This is a genomic window from Cupriavidus sp. H19C3, from assembly GCF_049393815.1.
Taxonomy (GTDB): domain Bacteria; phylum Pseudomonadota; class Gammaproteobacteria; order Burkholderiales; family Burkholderiaceae; genus Cupriavidus.
Genome location: NZ_CP184986.1, coordinates 2,423,878 through 2,443,507, shown reverse-complemented (window position 1 = coordinate 2,443,507; position 19,630 = coordinate 2,423,878). Strand labels below are relative to the sequence as shown.

The following is a 19,630-nucleotide window of genomic DNA, read 5'->3' as shown; positions in this document are numbered from 1 at the left end:
TCCTAATCCACGCGGTTGACGGCTTCGCGGTAGACCTCGGCGACCTTGCGCGCGATCACCGGGATATCGAAATGCGCGCGCGCATAGGCGCGGCAGGCCTGCGCATCGGGCAGGCGCTGCGTGCCGCGCAGCGCGTCGGCCATGCCCTGCGCCAGCATGTCCGCACCGGTGGCGGGCAGCACCAGGTCCGGCGACAGGCCGCGCACGGCTTCGGGCAAACCGCCCACGGGCGTGACGAGCACCGGCGTGCCGGCCGCCAGTGACTCGACCGTGGTCAGGCCAAAGCCTTCCAGCTGCACGGTCGGCACCACGCTGAGATCGGCCGCGCGATACGCGAGCGGCAGTTGCACATCCGGCAGTGCGCCCAGCAGCCGTACATAGCCCTGCAGGCCGAGTTCGTCGATGCGCTCGCGCAGCTCGTGCTCCAGCGTGCCGCGCCCGACCACGAGCACCAGCACATCGGGTACGCGCTCGCGCAGTTTGACGACGGCGTCGATCAGGTCCTCCAGGCCCATGCGGCGCACCAGTCTGCGGATGGTCAGCACGATTGGACGGTCGGTGGGCAATCCGAGCGCCTGGCGCGCGGTGCGGCGTTCCATCTCGGCCCCGAAGCGCGCCGCGTCGACGCAGCCCGGCACGATGCGGATTCGTTCGGGGTCGACGCGATAGCGCGTCTGCAGGATGTGCGCAAACGCCTGCGACAGCACGATATGGAGCTGGCAGCGGCGATAGACGATCTCCTCGATGCGCTGTTGCATGCGGCTGGCCACGTCCGACACGCCCTCGGCGGTGTTCTCGGCGGCCCAAGGCCCGTGGAAATGCATCACGGTGGGATAGTCGCGGATCAGATCGAGGCCCGGCAGCGTGTACAGCGCGAAATGGCTGGCGACGACGTCGGGCTGTTCGCGCGACAGCATGCGGCGCAGCGTGCGGCGCGCGCGCATCAGCCGCAGCGGCATGCTGGTGGCCGGCGGCGCAAACGCGGCAATGGCGCCGCGCGTATCGCTGGCGGCCGCGGTAGAGCCCGCCACCATGCCGCGCACGCTGACGCCGGCCGCGGGCAGCGCGCCGGCCAGCGTGTGATAGACCCGATCGAGGCCGCCCGCGCGCTCCGGAAACCAGTGCATGCCGATCTCGAATGCGGTTAGCGCCGGACGCAAGGACGCCGCGGGCCCGGTGCCGGCGCGCTCGCCACCGGCACCCGCCGGGTCCTCGCTCGCGCCGGGCTGGGCGGGATGCACGGCGCGCGCGGCGTGGCCGCCATCGACGCGACTGTCGATACCATTCTCGATATCGCTCTCGATGCCGGCGTCGACACGGGCATCGCACAAGGCGCTGGTCAGGTTCATCGGAAAGCTCCGCGGTGCGTTTCAGGCAGGATGGTTGGTGGGCGCCGCGGCACGTGGCGCACTCGCCGTACCGGAGGCTCCGGGGGTGCCCCTGGTACGGTGCTGGCTGCGTTCGCCGACCATGAGCTCGGGTCCGCTGTCGTCGGGATGGCCGCGGGCTTGCGCGCCGAGGCGGCGGTAGAGCGCCACGTAGCGCGCGCCCATCGCGGCCCAGCCCTGCGTCAGCATCGCCGCGCGGCCAAGCGCGCCCATCCGCCGCAGCGCATCGGGATCGGCGGTATGGGCACGGATCGCGCCGGCCAGTGCCGCTGCGTCGTCCGGGTCGTCGATCACCACGCCGGCCCCGGGCGGCACCAGGCCACCCGCACCGGTGGTGGACGCGGTAAAGACCGCCATGCCGCTTGCCATGGCTTCCAGCACCACCAGGCCCATTGGCTCGTAGCGCGACGGAAAAACCAGCGCATCGCAGCTACGCATCAACGTTGCCATGTCGGCCACGTGACCAAGAAAATGGACGCGCTGTGCCACCCCCAGCTGGCGTGCCAGTTCGGGGTAGGGACTGTCGCCGACATGGCCGGCCACCGCGAGCGCCACCGGCTCGGGCACCTGGGCCAGCGCGGCCAGTACCGTGTCGAGGTTCTTGCGCGGCGTACGCAGGTCGCCGGCAAACAGCAGCAGCGGCACGCCCTGCGGCAGCCGGAAGCGTGCGCGGCAGTTCCTTCCCGGGGCGAATTCGTCGGTGTCCACGCCGTTGGCGATGACCTCGATCGCTGCCGGCGCCACGCCGGTGGCGCGCAGTTCGTCGGCGATGCGCGGCGACACCGCCACGACCGTGCGTGCGCGCCGGAACGCGCGGCGTTCGAGCCTTGCGTTGAGCCGCGTGTAGAGCCACTGGTAGGCCGCGTACCAGCCATCGCGCGCACGGTACGGGTAGTAGCCCGAATGAAACCAGCCGTGATGGACGAAATGCGCGGTGTTGATATCGCCCCGCGCCCACGTGATAAAGCCGTTGACGTGTACCACGTCGAAGCGCGCGCGGCGGCGCGCCAGCCACCAGCCGCTGGCGAGCGCAAACACCTGGTAGCGCAGCAGCGCGCCGGGCAGGCGCGCCTCGGGAATCCGCTGCCATGTCACGCGCGGATGGGCACGCCACTGCTCGGCCACGCGACTCGCCACGAGCGTCACTTCGCAACCGGCCGCCAGCGCCGCTGCCACGATCTCGTGGTTGACGCGGCCCTGGCCGTCGTTGCGGTCGACCACATGGGTCACGATGGCCACGCGCAGCGGGGCGATGGTCGCGCCGATGTCGGCGGCAACGTGCGTCATGATGGCCGCTCCGCGACCGCGAGCATCGAGGCGTAGCGGTGGCCGATCACCGGCAGCGTGACACCGATCTGGAACAGGATGCCGTCGAACGCGCCCAGCGTATTGCTGAACACCAGCATCGACAGCAGCCCGACCGAGGTACCCACCGCCGCCGCCGCCAGCCGGTTCGACTTCATCATCAGGCCGCGCCGCATGGCGCGGGCCACCATCCAGAGCAGGCCGGTCACGTAGAGCACCGTACCGGGCCAGCCCATGACGAACGGTATCTCCATCAGCCCGCTGTCGAATACGCCGTACTTGCCGAGCTGGCTGGTGGCCGAGTCCAGCTTGGTGCCGACTCCGGTGGATCCCATGCCCTGGCCGGCGATGTCGCTCGTCGCCACCGCCACGAACGACTCGTAGAACTGCATGCGGACCTGGAAGCTGCGATCGTTCTGGATCGACGACATGCTCTGCATGCGATCGACCACCGGTTTGGCGAAATCGTCGAACGCAAACATCGGGATCGACAGCGCCGCCACCACGACGATGCCGAAGATCACGCGAATGCGCGTGCGGCTGTCGATGCAGGCAAGCGCGTACAGCGCGCCGATCACCGCGCCGCCCCACGCGGAGCGTACCGCCGTCAGCAGCAGCACCACCAGCCCGGATGCCGCGCCGATCCATACCACCTTGCCGCGCCCGGCCAGCAGGAACAGCAGGCCAGCCATCAGCACGTTGGCAAGCGGCCCCGGCGAGTTAAGCGTACTGAAGACGCGAAAGCTCATCGGAAACGGTTCGCCGACCGAGCCGATGCCGGAGCGAATCATCCACATCGCATCCCAGGGCGGCATCACGACGTACTGGATCACGCCGTACACGCCGATCACCAGCATGCCCCAGCTGAATGTCGACACCAGCGCGCGCGCATAGGCGGGGTAGTGTTTCCACGTGGCCAGGATATGGAAGCCGATAAAGATCGGCAGCATGGCGTAGGCAAACGAGAACACCGCCGAGGCGGGCGAATTGCGGATGATGCCGATCACGAGTGCGTACAAGAGCGCCAGCGTCAGCAGCAGCGACGGAAACGCGCGGCGCGTCGCCACCACGCGATAGTGCGTGAGCACGGTCAGCGCCGACAGCGTGGCCACCAGCATCGGTGCCATCTGGATCGGGCTGATCGGGTTGTAGGCGCTGTTGAAGAAATCGGCGATACGCCGCACTTCCGGCGAGAGGAAGTACAGCCAGCACATGAACGACACATAGTGCGCGGGATTGCGGCGGTACGCGACCAGCCCCACGATCAGCGCGCCGACGGGGTAGAACAGCTCGACCACCCGGCCGAGCCGCAGCAGGATCAGAACCAGCACAAAGCCGAAGAACAGCGCGGGCAGCAGGATGGGGTGGAGCTGCCGGCCGCCGCGCGCGCCTTCCGCTGTCATCGAGAGCGTGGTGGCTTTCATCGTCCGGCCCCGGCAGGCACGCCGTCCCGCACGATCACGCCGCGCCCCCGGCCGCACGCGCGAGGATATCGCTCATGTGGCCGCCGGCTTCGCGCGCGTCGTTGCGCTGGACATTGTTGAGAATGCCACCGGCCACGTTGCCGCCCGCGCGCTTGAGCTTCTTGACCGCCTCCACGATCTGCTGCTCGGTATGTACCCCGGTGCGCAGCACCATCACCGCGGCTCCGGCGAGCGCCGCTACCGGCAGCGCATCGTTGCAGGTCAGCACCGGCGGAGTATCGACGATGACGAGGTCATAGGCGCGGGCGTAGGTCTCCAGGGCCTGCCGCAGCCGCGTGTTCATCAGCAGCTCGGCCGGGGTGGCGCCGAAATTGCCGGCCGGCACCAGCCACAGGTTGGCCACGCCGGTCGGCACCACCGCCTCCTGCACGTCGATGCGGCCCGCCAGCATTTCCGACAGGCCCATGCCGGCGGCACGGTTGAAGTAGCCGGACAGGCGCTGCCGGCGCAGATCGCCATCGATCAGCAGCACACGGCGGTTGGACTTGGCCAGCAGCGTGGCCAGGTTGGAGGCGACAAAGCTCTTGCCCACGCCGGCCGTGGCGCCGACCATCGCCACCACGCGATTGGGCAACTGGTCGATGGCGAACTGGAACTGCGTGCAGATGCCGCACAGCGCCTCGATCGCTTCGTCGTGCGGCCGCGATTCCGCCAGCACGGGACGCGTGGCGGCCGGCAGCCACTCCTCGGCGCGCTCGGGCTCCAGCGGCACATGCTCGGCGTCGGCCAGCTCTACCGGCATCGGCAACTGGTCCGGCTCGCGCGCTTCCAGCCGCGAGTAGTCCTCGAGCCAGCTCTGCGCCGGGCTGAACGGAATCTGCCCGAACATCGGCAGTGCCAGGCGCCGCTCGATCTCCTCGAGCTCACGCATGCGGCCGAACACCGCGCGGCGCAGGAAGACGGTCAGCACCGCGAGCACCAGGCCAAGGATCACGCCGGCGGCGATGATGAGCATGCGCTTGGGCTTGACCGGCGACGACGGCAGCAGCGCCTCGTCCAGGACATGCACGTTGCCGACCATGCCGGCGCGGTTGATCATCAGCTCCTGGGCCTTGTTCTGCAGCGAGATATAGATCTCCTGCGCGATCTTCACGTCGCGCTCCATGCGGACGCCGGCCTTCTCGGACGCCGGCATGTCGCGGAAGCGTTGCTCGAACTTGCGCTGCAGTGCCGTCAGTTGCGCCAGTTGCGCGTCGATGGTCTGCACGTCGGGATGGCCCGGCATGAAGCGTTGCAGCAGTTGCGTGCGCTGCATGGTGAGCTGCGCGATCTGCCGATCGATATCGAGCCCGCCCTGCAGGTACGATTGCGCCTCCGAGGTCGGCCGCACGGCGCCCTGCCGCTGCTGCAGCGCGGCCAGCGCATCCTCGGCCTTTTCCAGGTCGGCGCGCACGCGTGGCACCTCGGCGTTGAGGAAGTCGAGCGTACGCGCGGTTTCCTCCTGATGACGCTCGAGATTCTGCCGTACATACGACTGCACCACCGCGTTGGCGATCTGCATCGCCGCCACGCGGTCGCTGCTTTCCATCGAGATCTGGATGATGCCGGTCTGCTTGCCCTGCTCCAGCACCAGCAGCGACTTGCCGAGCCCGCCGATCGCGGCCAGCTGGTTGCTGCGCGAGACGATGAACTCGGTACCCGGGCGCGCATTGAGCTTGCCAACGCGGATCGACACCTGGCCTTCCTCGACGATATCGCCCACCCGTCCGCTCAGCAGCTGCACACCGCTGGGATCGAACAGCGCGAAGTGCCCGTTATCGAGCGCACGCAGCGTGAGCGGCGTTCCCTCCAGCGCGCCCGGCACGTTGAGCACTTCGAGGTCGATCTGCTCGCCGCCCCACGCATAGCGCGACATGCCGAACCACGGCGCGGCCGGTACGCCCGGCGTGGCAAAGCGGCGCACCAGGTTGCCAAGGAACGGCATGGTGACCGGCGTGGCCGAGATATTGAGGCGGAACGCGTTGACCACGGGCTCCAGCACCGAGCGGCTGCGGATGATCTCGATTTCTGCCTCGGTCGGCACCATGCCGTTGGTGGCGCCCATCATCTGCATGCTGCGCGCGATCGGCGTGGTCTCCGGATTGCGCTGCTGCACCTGCACCAGCGCATCGGCCGAGTACACCGCCGGCAGCGAGTATGCGTACAGCGTGGCCGCCGCCGCCACCACGGCGGTAATGCCGATCACCCATTTGAGCTGCTGGCGCACCATGCGCACCAGGTCCCGCAGGATGAATTCGTCGTCCTCCAGGGGCAGCGGTGTGCCATAGGGACGCTGGTATGCGGTATTCATAGTGACTCCAAGTACAACCTTACCGAGCCAGTTCCCGCGTGAAGAACAGGGTCTGGATGGTCGGCGTGATCTGGTCGAGCACGCGGTTGAAACGCACTGCATCCGAGGTGCCGACGTAGACCACATCGAGCGGTTCCAGCCGGAACTGCGTCGACAGCAGCATCGCGTCGATCTGGGTCATGTCGAGCCGGAACACCTCGGGCGACTGCGGCTTGTCGCGCATGCCGCGTACCACGAAGATCTGGCGGGGATCGGCGCCGCGCACGTCGATGCTGTTGACGCCGGCGAGCGCATCGGCCAGCGAGAGGCGGCCCTTGTTCATCAGCAGCGATTGCGGCCGCTGCACCTCGCCGAGCACGAACACGCGGCTCGACAGGCGGTCCGGCACATACACTACGTCGCCGCCCGCGAGCAGGAAGTCGTGCGCGCCGTTGCGCCGCTCGATCAGCGCCTCCAGGTCGAACTCGTACAGCTTGCCCTTGCGGGTGAGCCGCACCTTCTGCACGTCCGCCTCGGGCGCAAAGCCGCCGGTGCGCGTAATGGCGTTGACCAGCGTGATGGGCACGTCGGTGACCGGCAGCATGCCGGGATTGCGCACCTGGCCCGTCACGTCGACGCGTTGGCTGCGATAGGCGATCACGCGCACATCGACGCGTGGGTCGCGCACCGTGTTGCGAATGGCGTTGGTGATGGTCTGGCGCACCTGGTCCACGGTGCGGCCGCCCGCACGGATCTTGCCCACCGGCGGGTAATACATCTCGCCATTGCGGTCGACGCGGTAACCGCTCTGATCCACCGGCGTATTGGTCGGCGTCAGCTGCGGCACACCGGCCACCGGCGCGGTCTGGGGCGTGACCGGCGCGGTCAGCATGCCGGAGCTCATTTCCGGGTGGTCGAGCACCGTCACGCCGATCAGGTCCTGCGGCCCGATCAGATACTCGTAGCGTGCAAAGTCGTCGTCGAACGAGCCGGAGCGCGCGGGTGAATCGGGAATCGCCGCGGCAATGGCGATGGCATCGGGCTGCCCGCGGACCACGTCGGCCGTGATCAGCCTGACCGGATAGACGTCGGTGCCCGTCTTGGCGGACAGGTCGTCCTGGATGCGGCTCGCATCGAGCGCGGGACCCGGCGCCCAGGTGCAACCGGTGACAACGGTCGCCAGCGCAATGGCGGCCATCAGAGAGAACATGCGATTTACCATGGCAGCGTCTCCTTGTCGGCACATGCGTGCCCTTGTTGCTGCTTACCGATGGATGGCATTGAAGCGCCAGCGCCGCCGCGCTGGCTGTCTGTTTCCGCACGTAGCACATGGCGTGGCGTGGCGGGCACGGTCAGGCGCAGGGCCTGCGTGGCCTCGCGCCGCGCGCGCAGCGTCAGCGACAGGCGGCGCCATGCGCGCTGGCCCTCGCCGCCGAAGGCGAGCGTGAGCGCGCGCAGCAGACCCGGATAGTTGCGCGAGCCCGCAAGTACCTGGTAGGCGCCGGCGAGCGCGCGCCGCGCCGCCGGCACGCCGCTCGCGCGCAGGTGCTCGCCCAGCACGAAGTGCAGGTTATAGCTCGCGTTGTAGTAGGACTCGGCATTGAAGATCGCACGCTGGTCGGCATCGGCCCGTGGCGCGGGATAGTGGTCCACGCACAGCGCCGGGTCGTACAGCAGGCGCCAGCCGCGGCGGCGCACCGCCAGGCTGAAGGCGAGATCGTTGTGCACCTGCGCACCCGCGCCGCGCAGGCGCCCGTCGAAGCGCAGGCCGTCCACGGCGGTACGGCGCCACGCCATGTTGACGCCCTTGAGGATATCGACGTCGCGCGGCACGCCCGCGCCGATATGGTGGTTGCCGATCACGCGGCCATACCAGCGCAGCTCGCCCACGCAATGGGCGGCGCCCTGCAGTATCTGGCCGTTCTCGTGCACGCAGTCGCGTCCGCCCACGCCACCGAGGCCGGGATCGCGCTCGAAATGCGCGGCGATGCGGCCGATCCAGTCGGGATGCGGCGCGGCATCGTCGTCGGTGATGCACACGATATCGCCGCGCGCGGCTTCGAGCCCGCGGTTGTTGGCGGCCACCTGGCCCGGTACCGTGACCGTGGCCACGCGCAGGCCGGGCAGCGTGGGTCCCGTGGCGGTCGACAGCCAGCGGCTCAGCAGCGCCAGCGTCGGCGCATCGTCGGCGCGCGCCACCACCACCACTTCGTGGGCCTGCCGGCGCTGGCGGGCCATGGCATGCAGGCATCGGTCGAGATCGTCGCAACGCCTGTAGCTGGGAATGACTACCGAGACTTCCATGATGTTCCCCGTATGAACAGCGGCCGCGCGGCCGCGGCCCATGCCCGGCCGCCGCGGAACCGTCTTTCCTCTTACCCTGGGTAAAAGCCTGCGCGCGCTCTAGTAGGCGTTGCGCCGGAGCAGGATGCACGCCGGCGTGCGCAGGATGATCTGCAAGTCGAACCAGAACGACCAGTTGCGGATGTAGAACAGATCGAACTTCACCCGCGCTTCCATCTTCTCCACCGTCGAGGTCTCGCCGCGGTAGCCGTTCACCTGGGCCCACCCGGTCAGCCCGGGCCGGATGCGGTAGCGATGCATGTAGCCCTCGACCAGGTTCTTGTACAGATCGTCATGCGCCAGCGCGTGCGGCCGTGGCCCTACCAGCGACATCTGTCCGCGCAGCACGTTGAGCAGCTGCGGCAGCTCGTCGATCGATAGCGCGCGCAGCACGGCGCCGACCTTCGTCACGCGCGGATCGCCGCGCCGCGCCTGCGTCAACACGCCCGGCACCTCCTCGTGCTGGCACATGGTGCGGAACTTGAAGATCTCGAATTCGCGGCCGTCGTAGCCCTTGCGGCGCTGGCGGAACAGCACCGGCCCCGGCGACGAGCGCTTGACCATCACGGCCACCACCAGGAATAGCGGCAGCAGCACCACCAGCGCGATGGCGGCGGCGATGCGGTCGAACACCTCCTTCGGCCAGAGCTGGTATTCGCGCGCCGGCGACATGGCGAGGTTCAGCGTGGGATAACCGAGCACCTTGTCCACCGAACACTGCACATGCGGCACACCGCGCAGGTCGGGCATGTAGCGGATATCGACGAAATCGTTGCGGAATTCGCGCACGAAGCGGCGCAGGACGTGTTGCTCCGCAAGCGGCACCGCGAGCCAGATCTCGTCGATGGCGCGCGCGCGCACCATCGACGAGAACTCGGCAAAGTCGCCGCAGACCGGCACATTGCCAAGCCACCGCGGCGCCTCGCCGGCCTCGTCGAACACGCACGCGGCGCGGTACGGCGTGCCCGGCGCGTGCGCGATCTGCGCCAGCACGTTGCGCGCATGCGCGCAGTGGCCAACCACCGCCACCGAGCGCGTGCGCACCGCCCCGCGGCCAAGCGGCCGCGACAGCCAGGTCGGCACCAGCCGCGCCAGCAGCAGCGCGTTGAAGGCCACCAGCAACAGCTGCAGGTCGGCCCAGCTGGCGCGCACTGCGTGTACCGCGAGCTGCTGGGCAAGCAGCGCGCTGCCCGCCACCAGCAGCACGTCGACGCAGGCCACCAGGCCGGTGAGACGCCGCGTCGGGCGGGTATCAGCGGCGGCCATAGTTGTCCTCGAAGCGCACGATGTCGTCCTCACCGAGATACGAACCCGATTGCACCTCGATGATCTCGAGCGGCGTCCTGCCCGGATTCTCGAGCCGGTGCAACGTACCGATGGGGATATAGGTCGACTGGTTCTCGCTGAGGATGCTGACCGTATCGCCACAGGTCACGCGCGCGGTGCCGCGCACCACCACCCAGTGTTCCGCGCGGTGGTAGTGCATCTGCAGCGACAGGCTCGCGCCCGGCTCCACCACGATGCGCTTGACCTGGAAGCGGTCGCCGTGATCGATCGCGTCGTAGCAGCCCCACGGCCGGTGCACCTTGCGGTGATTGACGACCTCGGCGCCATGCTCGGCGCGCAGCCGCTGCACCACGTTCTTGACGTCCTGCACATGCGCCTTGTCGACCACCAGCACCGCATCGGCGGTTTCCACCACCACCACGTCGTGCACGCCCACGCAGGCGATCAGGCGGCCTTCCGAATGCGCGAGGCACGACGCCGCGCCATCGAATACCACGCGGCCGCGCGCGGCATTGCCCAGCGCATCCTTGGGGGCGATATCCCAGATCGCGGCCCACGAGCCCACGTCCGACCAGCCCGCATCGAGTGGCACCAGCATGCCCGGCACATCCGGCAGCGTATCGAGCTTCTCCATTACCGCGTAGTCGATCGAATCCGACGGGCACGCGGCAAACGCATCCGCATTCAGGCGGAACATGTCGCCAGCGGCGGCACCGGTCTCCACCGCGGCGCGGCACTGCACGTAGATCTCCGGCGCCAGCGTGCTGACCGCACGCAGCCAGACCGCGGCACGTACCACGAAGATGCCGCTGTTCCACCAGTATTCGCCCGACTCGACATAGTGGCGCGCGAGTTCGAGGTGCGGCTTTTCGACGAATTTCTCTAGCACGTAGGCGCCGTCGTGCGCATCGCGTCCGGCGCGGATATAGCCGTAGCCGGTCTCGGGCGCCACCGGGCGCACCCCGAGCGTGACGATGGCGCCGCGGTCGGCATGCTCGACCGCCAGTGCGAGCGCCGCGCGAAACGCGGCCGTATCCGCCACGCTGTGGTCGGCAGGTGCCACCACCAGCACCGCGTCGGCGCATTCGCCGGCCTGCGCAACCGCCTGCAGAGCCGCGACGGTCAGCGCGGGCGCGGTATTGCGGCCGCAAGGCTCGGTCACGATGCGGGCCGGTTTGCCGGCGCGCTTCATCATCTCGGCGATCATGAAGCGATGTTCCTCGCCGCACACCACGAGTTGGGGCTGCTCCATGCCGGCCGGGCGGCCCGCCATCAGCGCCATGCCGTCGAAGCGACGCGCGGTGGCTTCGAGCAGCGTGTCTTCCGCCACCAGGTTCAGCAGCTGCTTGGGGAACTGCTCGCGTGACAGCGGCCACAGGCGCGTGCCGGCGCCGCCCGCGAGGATCACGGGCTGGAGCGCCGGCAAGATGGACGCTGCCGCCACCGCAGCCGCGGCGGCAGCGTCCAGCGCGTGGGACGCGTCGGCGGACAGGCCCGTCAGAGGGGTCGATGGATTCATGATGTCTCCTGGCCGTGCCGCGGCGCGGCTCAGCGTGTCAGCCGGAACAGCCGGGCCCGGGCCCGCAGCGGTTGCCAGACCATGCCGATGAAATGCGTACCGTGTTCGAGGTACGGCCCCTCGCGCTTGACGAAGCCGAACTGCTCGCAGAATTCGCGCAGATAGAACGGCACATGGATGTTGGCCGGAATGCCGGGCCAGCGCGCCTGAATCGCTTCCTGCGTGCAACGCATGAGCGCCTCGGCGGTGCCGTCGCCGCGCCGCGAGAAGCGTGTGAGGAACTTGTCGATGCGGATCACGCCGTCATCGCCGTGCAGCAGGCGCGCATACGCCAGCACCTGCGGTGCCTCGTCGGCCGTCTCCACGCCGAGTACGTGCGTGCCGATAAAATCCTTGCCGTCGGCGTCGAGCACCAGGCTGCCCTGCTCGACGATGAAAACTTCGCTACGTACACGCAGAATCTGGTACAGCTCCCGCGTGCTCAGTTGGCTGAAATCCTTGTCCACCCAGTCCATGGCCGCCTTTCCAGTCGCTCCGCGACGCGTGCCCGCCAGCGGCCTCGCCAGGCGTCACGCATCCCCGTCTTGATTCGTGAGCCCAGTGTAGAAACGCCCCCTCGGTGGCTCTGTTCGCTTCCGCACACCGTGCCGGAAGTGCGTGCGCCAAGGCTTGCGGAAGCGCGCGCGTGTGGACTGTGTTGGCGAGCGCACCAATCTTTGGCGGCGATCGGGCTGTAATGGAATCCGCTCAATCGAACCGGAGAATTCCATGAACGGCACGGCGAATCTCGTGCGCAGCACGCCTCTGTCGGTCCCGGCGCACACCTCGCACGCGCTGCACGGCGAAGACGCGATCTGGCAGGAGACGAACTGCTATATCGACCTGTGGATCGAGTTGCTGCACGGCTGGGGCCTGGAGCCGCGCGCCGCGCTGCCCTTTACCGTGACGCAGGATTTCGAGGGCGACCACTTCACGTTCTTCAAATATCCCGCCAACGATATCGAGCGGCTGTACGGCACCATCGTGCAGGAGATGGCGATCTACGACACGCTGGAGGCACACCTGGTCGAGCAGGTCGGGCGCGGCCATACGGTGCTGGTGGAGGTGGACAGCTACTACCTGCCCGATACCAAGGCCACCGCCTATCGGCGCGGCCACGTCAAGACCACCATCGGCGTCGATACCATCGACCCCCAGGTGCGCCGCCTGGCCTACTACCACAGCCTTGGCTATCACGTCGCCGGCGGCGACGACTACGACGGCCTGCTGCGGCTGACCCCGGAGCTTGCCGGCAACGCCGACGTGCTGTTCCCCTATGCCGAATGCGCCAAGCGCGTGCGCGCCCCGGTGGCCGCCGCGCAAATGGCCGACGCTTCGGTCCGGCTGCTGCGCGAGCACCTTGCGCGCCGCCCGGCGGCCAATCCGGTCAGCCGCCTGCGCGCGGTATTTCCCGGCCACATGGAGCGCCTGCTGGCGCGCGGCGACGCGTATTTCCACCAGTACACGTTCAATGTGCCGCGCCAGCTCGGCGCCAATTTCGAGATGCTGTATCACTACCTGACCTGGCTTGGCCAGCAGGGGCACAAGGTGCCCGAGGCGGTAACCGAGGCGGCCCGCACCATCGCCAGCGAAGCCAAGGTGCTGCAATTCCGCCTTGCGCGCGCGGCGGCACGCGGCCGGGCCGACGCCTGCAGCGATTGCCTCGACGTGCTCGAAGGCGCCTATGACCGCACCCTGGCGGGACTCGTCTCCAACTTCGGCGCGGCCAGCCCGGTCCACGTCCATGCGGGCGCATGACCCCATCGCGGCGAGCGGCGGCGCCCCGGCCGAGGGCGCCGGCCCCGCCGTCATGCTGCCGCTGCTGTTCGCGGGCTGCTACGGCTGGCTCCATCTGCCCGCACCGGCCGCACGGCGTCCGTCCGCACCTGGCGTGGTGTTGTGCAATCCGTTCGGCCAGGAGGCCGTGATGGCGCACCGGGGCTGGCGCTACCTCGCCACGCAACTGGCCGCCAACGGCATGCCGGCGCTGCGCTTCGACTATCACGGCACCGGCGATTCCCTTGGCGAGGAGAGCGATCCCGCGCGCCTGCGGGCGTGGACGCAAAGCATTGTCGCGGCGGTGCGCGAACTGCGTGCGCAGACCGGCGTGACGCGCGTGGCGTTGTGCGGCCTGCGGCTCGGCACGCTGCTCGCCACGCTGGCCACCCAGGCGCTGGCCGAAGCGGCAGATGACGGCACGGGGGACCACGCGGGGGGTGTCGAGATCGAGGCCCTGGTGCTGCTGGCACCGGTGGTGCGCGGCCGCGACCACCTGCGCGAGCTGCGCGCGCTGCAGGGCACGGCCCAGGCCACGCTGGCGGACCAGCTCGATCCCGCCGAGACCGACGCCTTCATGACCGTGATCGGCAACCGCTTCTATCGCGAGACGATCGAGGCGATCCAGGCCACGGACTTCGGCAAACCCGGTCAGCTCGTGCGGCGGCCCGCCGCGCGCATGCTGATCCTGTCGGCCAGCCCTCACGATGGCGCCGCGCGCCTGGCCGATGCCGCCGCGCAACTCGGCTGTGCGGTGGAACGCGACAGCTTCGACGAATACGGGCAGTACGTCAGCTACCCCGAACTCAACGAGCTGCCGTGGCAGGCCTTCCGCCGCGTGACGGGCTGGCTGGCCGGTCTTGCGCCGGACGCGGTGCGCATGCCGCCCCACGCCGACGTGGCGCCGGTGGCGCAGGCGCCCGTGCTGCAGGGCGAGGGCTTTATCGAACAACGCATGCACTACGGTGCGGACGGCCTGTTCGGCATTCTGTGCGAGCCATTGCAGGCACGCCGCGGCGCGCAGGCGCCGGTGGTGCTGATCGTCAATACCGGCGCCGGCCACCATATCGGCGACGCCCGCATGGGCGTGCGTTGCGCGCGCGAAATGGCGCGGCAGGGCGTGGCATCGCTGCGCATGGACCTCGGCGGCATCGGCGACGGCGTTACGCTCGCGCTCGCGCGCTATCGCTTTCAGCCCTACGACAGCGCGCTGCAACACGATGTGGCCGCCGCCGCGAGCTGGCTGCGCGCGGAAGGTTTCGGCCGCGTCGTGGTGTTCGGCATCTGCTCGGGCGCTTATGTCGGCCTGCATGCGACCACCGCCTGCGAGCATGTGGCCGGCGCGTTGCTGGTCAACGTGCAGCGCTATATCTGGCCGGAAGGCCTCGGCATCCAGGAAGTGGTCCAGCAACGTCCGGGTCCACGGCAGGCGTCCACCCGCACCTATCTCGCGGCCAGCATGGATCCGCAGAAATGGGTACGCGTACTGCGCGGCGAGGCGGAGATCGGCAGCATCGTGCGGGAACTGGCACGGCGCGTTGGCCGGCGCGTGCGCGCACGGCTCGGCGAAGCCTGGGCGTGGGCGTGCCGCGCCGATACGCCGGTCAGGCAGGTACACCGCCTGTTTGCACGGCTCGATGCGCGTGGCGTGCCGGTGTGGCTGGTGTACGGCGGCTACGACCCCGGCCTGGGCGAACTCGGCCTGCACTTCGGCCATCGCGGACGTGGCCTGCGCCGTTATCGCCATGTGCGCCTGGTGCTATCCGACCGCGTCGACCATGCGCTGCGTGCGTATGCGGCGCGCGATGCGGTGATGGCGCTGCTCGAGGCGTACCTGCGTACCCATTTCTGCGTGACGCCGATCACGGCGCCGTCGGCTTCCACGCCGGCTCAGCCGGCCGCGGCACCGGCTTGCCAGGCGTCGGGACCGCTCAAGGCCTGAGCGATCAAGGCCCGCGCTTCGCCCGCGCCGGCCCTGCTAGAACACGAACTCCCGGCGCACATGGTCCACCACCGTCACCTCGCCGGTGGTGGTCATATGGTGCGAGCCGATCAGCCGGCGCCCGAAGTCCGGCTCGATCCGCAATACCTCGCGCTCGGCATAGCCGGTCTCGGAGACCGTCATCACCTCGTAGACGATGAGGCCCTCGCCGTAGCGGTCAAAGCCCTGTCGTTGCGCAAAGCGATAGACGCGCTCGCCCTCGATCGCCAGGCCGGCATTGCGGCCGCCCGCGGGATCGATGCGCACCGGGTTGGCCGCGCACGGCGTCCATGCCTGCCCAAGCGGTGACGGCCCCGAAAACAGGTAAAGCTCGCTGCAGTGGTCCTTGACGTCGGCCGCGTCGATGCTGGTCAGCATCCACCAGCGGCCATCGCGCGGAAACAGCATGGTGTCGGCGGCCGATACGTTCTCCATCAGCACCGCGGCCAGCTCCCATTGCAGCGGAAACCCCGTGCAGCGATAGACGCGGATCTGGCCCGATCCCGAACATTCGGGACACATGTACAGCGTGCCTTCATGCGTGAACAGGAACGGGAACGACAGGTGGTACGGTTCGACGATCACGGGTCCAAGGTCGGTGACGCGATTGCCGTCCACCTGCAGCGCCGAGATATGGGCGCGGCCGGTGGCGTACACATAGTCCTCGACGAAACACACCACGCGCCCGTCGGGGCCGGTCCACAGAAACGGGTCCGCCCAGAAGCGGCCGCGCGGCGCAAACACTTCCACGGCTTCACGCAGGTCCGCGTCGCGCCAGTGCCGCTGCAGGATCGAGATGCCGAAGCGGCGGCGGAAACGCAGCGTGCGCTGGGTGCCCTTGACCGCCAGGCGCATCAGCATGCGACCCGCATAGCCGGCCAGCTGCGAGAGCGCGGGCGACACCGGCGCGGCATCCGTCGTGACCGGCGCCACCAGCGCGGGCAAGGCGCGCGTGGCGGCCATACGCAGCAACAGCGCGCGCAGGTGCACATCGGCCTTGCGATACAGGTGCGCCTGGTTCTCCAGAAAACTGATGCGCGTGCCGACGCGGCCATGGGCCACCACCTGCCGGCGGCCGTCGAGCCGTTCGATGGCGAACGCGGTGGCGGGCTCGCGCCGCAGGCATTCGCGAAATCCCGCGGCCGGCGCCGCGCCATCGGTGCCGTAGCGCATCCACAACGTGCCGAGCGCCGCCGCGCGTGTCATGTCGGCACCGATCACGGCGCTGCCGAAGCCGAGCAGCACATCGAGCCCGAGCGCGCGCACGCTGGCCACCGCGGCCGCGTCGAAATGCAGCGCGCCGTCGGCGGCGCGGCGCGGCGCGGCAATCTCGAGCCGCAGCGGCGCCAGCGCCGCACTGTCGTGCCGCCGCACGTGACTGCGATAGGTCCGCCGCAATACCATCGCCTCGGCCCGCGCGATGCCGCGCAATGCCAGCGCCGACAGCCGGTGCGCGGCGCGTGTGGGCGCGGGGCCGTGCACGATCACCGCGACAATCTCGATCTCGCCGCGTGCGCGTGCCCATTCGACGAGCGTGCGCACATGGTCGAGAGCGTCGTTCCGGTCGAGCAGCAGGCCGATTTTCAGCGCCGATGGTGGCGTGGCAGTCATGAAAGGATCTCCGGGTGAAGGGGCGCCGCCTGCGACGACGCGCCCCGGCGCAGGAAGTCGCGCGTCTCCGCGTGACGTCCGGCATGGTCGGCATCGACGGCATTGAGCACGCTGCCGACCAGGCGCGCGCCGGCCAGATGCAGCCGGCGCACCGCCTCGGCCACCTTGTCGGCGGGCGTATCGTCGGCGCGCACGCATAGCAGCGTGGCGCCAGCCAGGTGACTGACAAACGTGGCGTCGGCCACCGCCAGCACGGGCGGCGTGTCGACGATCACGAGGTCGAAGCTGGCATCGCACGACTGCAGCGTGTCGCGCAGGGCCGGCAGCATCAGCAGTTCCGCCGGATTGCGCGGGGGCGCCCCTGCCGGCAACAGCGCAAGACCGGCCACGGCCGTGGGTTGCATCACATGCGCAAGCGTGGTCATGCCGCCGAGCAGTTCGGCCAGGCCCGGCGCCGCCGGCTGGCCCAGACGCGTGGCCACGTCGCCCTGGCGCAGGTCGGCATCGACCAGCAGCACGCGCCGGCCGGCCTCGGCGGCCAGCACGGCGAGGTTGATGGCGCCGAAGGTCTTGCCCGCGGCGGCGGTAGCGCTGGTCATCGCCAGTACCCCGTTGGGCGCCGAGGCGAGGATGAAATGCAGCGCCGCGCGCAGGCTGCGCAGTGTTTCCACCGCGAGGGCGTCGGGCGCACGCCGCGCCAGCAGGTAGCGATCGTGCAGTACCGTGGTGCGTGGTGCCCCCACGGGCGCGAGGGCCGCCATCGGCGAGACGGCTGTCGACGATGGCATCGCTGGCATGACTGTCATGGCTGTCATCGCTGGCGGCGGCCCCGGCATCGCCACCGGTAGCGGCGGCCGCCGGAACGCATCGTGCCGCATCCACGTGCCGGGCACGCCGGCATGCCGTGGCGGTTCCGGCTCGGGACCCGCCAGCGAGAGCCCGCACCATTCATCGGTGGCGCCATCGGCCGTGCTACCCGCCTGGGCATCGGCAGCCTCGGCGCCGTTCGCGCCGTTCGCGCCATCCACGCCATTTGCGGCCTCGTCGTTGCCCTGACGGGTGGGGTCGCTGCCGCGCAGGTGGGCGCCGTGGCCCGTGGCTGCGTGAACGACGTCGGCGTCCACCCCGCCCATGACAGGGTCCATCCCTGCCCGCGGCAACGCGTGTGCTAGCAGCACCGGCGTCCGTTCGTGCGTCAATGCCACCGTAGCCGGCGCCTCGCGCTCGAGTCGCAACTGCTCGGGGCTATAGACGATCTCGCCAAGCACCGGCAAATGGAAACGTCCTTCGAGCGTAGCGGCATCCGCCATCCGGCCGCGGCGCCGCCGCAGCAGCATGGCGAGCGCGGCACCGACCAGCAAACCGGATGCGCCACCGGCAGCGACGATGCGCGCGCGTGGTGGTCCCGCGGCCAGCACCGGCACCACCGCAGGGTCGAGCAGGCGTACCTCGCCGCCACGGTCGGCACGCGCCAGCATCAGCGCCTGCTCGCGATTGCGCAGGCGCATATAGGTGTCTTCGGCCACCCGCACATCGCGCGTCAATGCCACCGATTCGCGCTCGGCCTCCGACAGGCCGTGCAGCCGGCTATCCAGACGCCGCCGGTCGCCATCGAGCTGTGCGATCTGCGCGTCGACCGCGCGCACTTCCTGGCTCTCGCCGGTGAAATAGCGCAGCAGCCGCGCGCGTTCCACGCGCAACGCCGAAATCTGCCGCTGGTATTCGATACTGCCACTCAGGTACGACTGCGCCTCCTGCGTCGGCTGCAGCGAACCGCTGCGCGCCCGATAACGCGCCAGCGCGCCCTCGGCCTGTTCGAGCTCGGCCCGTACGCGCGGCAACTCACCCTGCACGAAAGCCAGCGCGCGCTCGGCCTCCTGCTGCCGGTAAGCCGCCTGGCGCTCCACATAGGTGCGGGCGATATCGTTGACCACGGCGGCCACGCGATGCCGGTCCGTATCGCGCCACGCGATCTGCCAGCCATCGCCCGCGGCGCCGCGCGGCACCACGGACAACGTGCGCGCAAGTTGTTCGACCGCGCTGGCCTCGTCGCGATGCCGCAGCGAAAAGACCGTACCCGGCCGCGCCACCAGCCGATCCACGCGCAATACCATACCGGCCCCCCGCGCGGTCTCGCCCACGGTGCCGGTCAGCAGTAGCCGGCCATCGGCGCTCTCGACGCGATAGCGTCCCGACCCGCCCGCCACCAGCGTGAGCACGCGGTTGTCGCCACGTTCTTCGCCACCATCGACACCGTCCGCCCTCCCCACCTCGAAGCGCCCGATGGCAATCGCCTCGCCGCCCCAGCCAAAGCGGTCCAGCCCGGCCACGGCGCCGACCAGCGGCGGCGGCGCGGCCAGCCCTGCGGCGCAGGCGCCGATAACGCCCATAGCGCCCATAGCGCGCCGAGTACCGGCACCTGCCGCGGCGCGGCTTCGATATCGAGGCCGTTGTCGCGCACCACGCGTCCCAGCACGGTGCGACTGGTGAGGATGCCGGTGTCGATCGGCTCGGCGCCCGTGTCGCGGCCGGTCAGGTTGCCCATCAGCGCGCGCGTGTCGCTCGCTGCCGGCCGTACCACGGCGTCGGCCGAGTACACCGGCGCCAGCGACCACGCATACAGCGCGG

General features: G+C 69.5%; 13 protein-coding genes. 2 read left to right on the top strand and 11 right to left on the bottom strand.

Annotated features, from left to right (window positions below; genetic code table 11):
• Positions 1 to 2: 2 nt before the first annotated feature.
• The 9 genes from DFLDMN_RS30400 to DFLDMN_RS30360 form a co-directional block, all read right to left on the bottom strand.
• Positions 3 to 1,127, bottom strand: a complete 1,125-nt coding sequence (locus tag DFLDMN_RS30400; RefSeq protein ID WP_423200623.1) for a glycosyltransferase family 4 protein — start codon at positions 1,125 to 1,127, stop codon at positions 3 to 5.
• Positions 1,128 to 1,370: 243 nt separating this feature from the next.
• The gene (locus DFLDMN_RS30395; RefSeq protein ID WP_423200622.1) at positions 1,371 to 2,633 is read right to left on the bottom strand and encodes a glycosyltransferase family 4 protein; all 1,263 of its coding nucleotides are present in this window, start codon (positions 2,631 to 2,633) and stop codon (positions 1,371 to 1,373) included.
• Between the two features lie 38 nt (positions 2,634 to 2,671).
• On the bottom strand, positions 2,672 to 4,117 hold the full coding sequence (locus tag DFLDMN_RS30390) for an O-antigen ligase family protein (protein ID WP_423199452.1): 1,446 nt from the start codon (positions 4,115 to 4,117) through the stop codon (positions 2,672 to 2,674).
• A 34-nt stretch (positions 4,118 to 4,151) separates the two neighbouring features.
• Positions 4,152 to 6,467: a polysaccharide biosynthesis tyrosine autokinase gene (locus DFLDMN_RS30385; RefSeq protein WP_423199451.1), complete on the bottom strand. Its 2,316-nt coding sequence runs from the start codon at positions 6,465 to 6,467 to the stop codon at positions 4,152 to 4,154.
• A 19-nt stretch (positions 6,468 to 6,486) separates the two neighbouring features.
• On the bottom strand, positions 6,487 to 7,668 hold the full coding sequence (locus DFLDMN_RS30380) for a polysaccharide biosynthesis/export family protein (protein ID WP_423199450.1): 1,182 nt from the start codon (positions 7,666 to 7,668) through the stop codon (positions 6,487 to 6,489).
• On the bottom strand, positions 7,662 to 8,750 hold the full coding sequence (locus DFLDMN_RS30375) for a glycosyltransferase family 2 protein (protein ID WP_423199449.1): 1,089 nt from the start codon (positions 8,748 to 8,750) through the stop codon (positions 7,662 to 7,664). Before DFLDMN_RS30375 ends, DFLDMN_RS30380 begins: the two co-directional genes overlap by 7 nt.
• Positions 8,751 to 8,849: 99 nt before the next feature.
• Positions 8,850 to 10,055 (bottom strand): undecaprenyl-phosphate glucose phosphotransferase, encoded by a 1,206-nt coding sequence (locus DFLDMN_RS30370; RefSeq protein WP_423199448.1) that lies wholly within the window; start codon positions 10,053 to 10,055, stop codon positions 8,850 to 8,852.
• Positions 10,042 to 11,595, bottom strand: coding sequence for a mannose-1-phosphate guanylyltransferase/mannose-6-phosphate isomerase (locus DFLDMN_RS30365; RefSeq protein WP_423199447.1), 1,554 nt, complete (start codon positions 11,593 to 11,595; stop codon positions 10,042 to 10,044). Before DFLDMN_RS30365 ends, DFLDMN_RS30370 begins: the two co-directional genes overlap by 14 nt.
• Before the next feature lie 29 nt (positions 11,596 to 11,624).
• Positions 11,625 to 12,110, bottom strand: coding sequence for a GNAT family N-acetyltransferase (locus DFLDMN_RS30360; protein ID WP_423199446.1), 486 nt, complete (start codon positions 12,108 to 12,110; stop codon positions 11,625 to 11,627).
• Positions 12,111 to 12,363: 253 nt separating this feature from the next.
• Here DFLDMN_RS30360 and DFLDMN_RS30355 point away from each other — a divergent pair, with 253 nt between their 5' ends.
• Both DFLDMN_RS30355 and DFLDMN_RS30350 read left to right on the top strand, forming a co-directional pair.
• On the top strand, positions 12,364 to 13,392 hold the full coding sequence (locus tag DFLDMN_RS30355; RefSeq protein ID WP_423199445.1) for a DUF1839 family protein: 1,029 nt from the start codon (positions 12,364 to 12,366) through the stop codon (positions 13,390 to 13,392).
• Positions 13,379 to 15,352, top strand: a complete 1,974-nt coding sequence (locus DFLDMN_RS30350) for a serine aminopeptidase domain-containing protein (RefSeq protein ID WP_423199444.1) — start codon at positions 13,379 to 13,381, stop codon at positions 15,350 to 15,352. Before DFLDMN_RS30355 ends, DFLDMN_RS30350 begins: the two co-directional genes overlap by 14 nt.
• 36 nt (positions 15,353 to 15,388) lie before the next feature.
• Here the strand turns inward: DFLDMN_RS30350 and DFLDMN_RS30345 are convergent, their stop codons facing one another.
• Both DFLDMN_RS30345 and DFLDMN_RS30340 read right to left on the bottom strand, forming a co-directional pair.
• The gene (locus DFLDMN_RS30345) at positions 15,389 to 17,002 is read right to left on the bottom strand and encodes a glucosamine inositolphosphorylceramide transferase family protein (protein WP_423199443.1); all 1,614 of its coding nucleotides are present in this window, start codon (positions 17,000 to 17,002) and stop codon (positions 15,389 to 15,391) included.
• Positions 16,999 to 19,332, bottom strand: a complete 2,334-nt coding sequence (locus tag DFLDMN_RS30340; RefSeq protein WP_423199442.1) for a polysaccharide biosynthesis tyrosine autokinase — start codon at positions 19,330 to 19,332, stop codon at positions 16,999 to 17,001. Before DFLDMN_RS30340 ends, DFLDMN_RS30345 begins: the two co-directional genes overlap by 4 nt.
• Between the last annotated feature and the right edge of the window lie 298 nt (positions 19,333 to 19,630).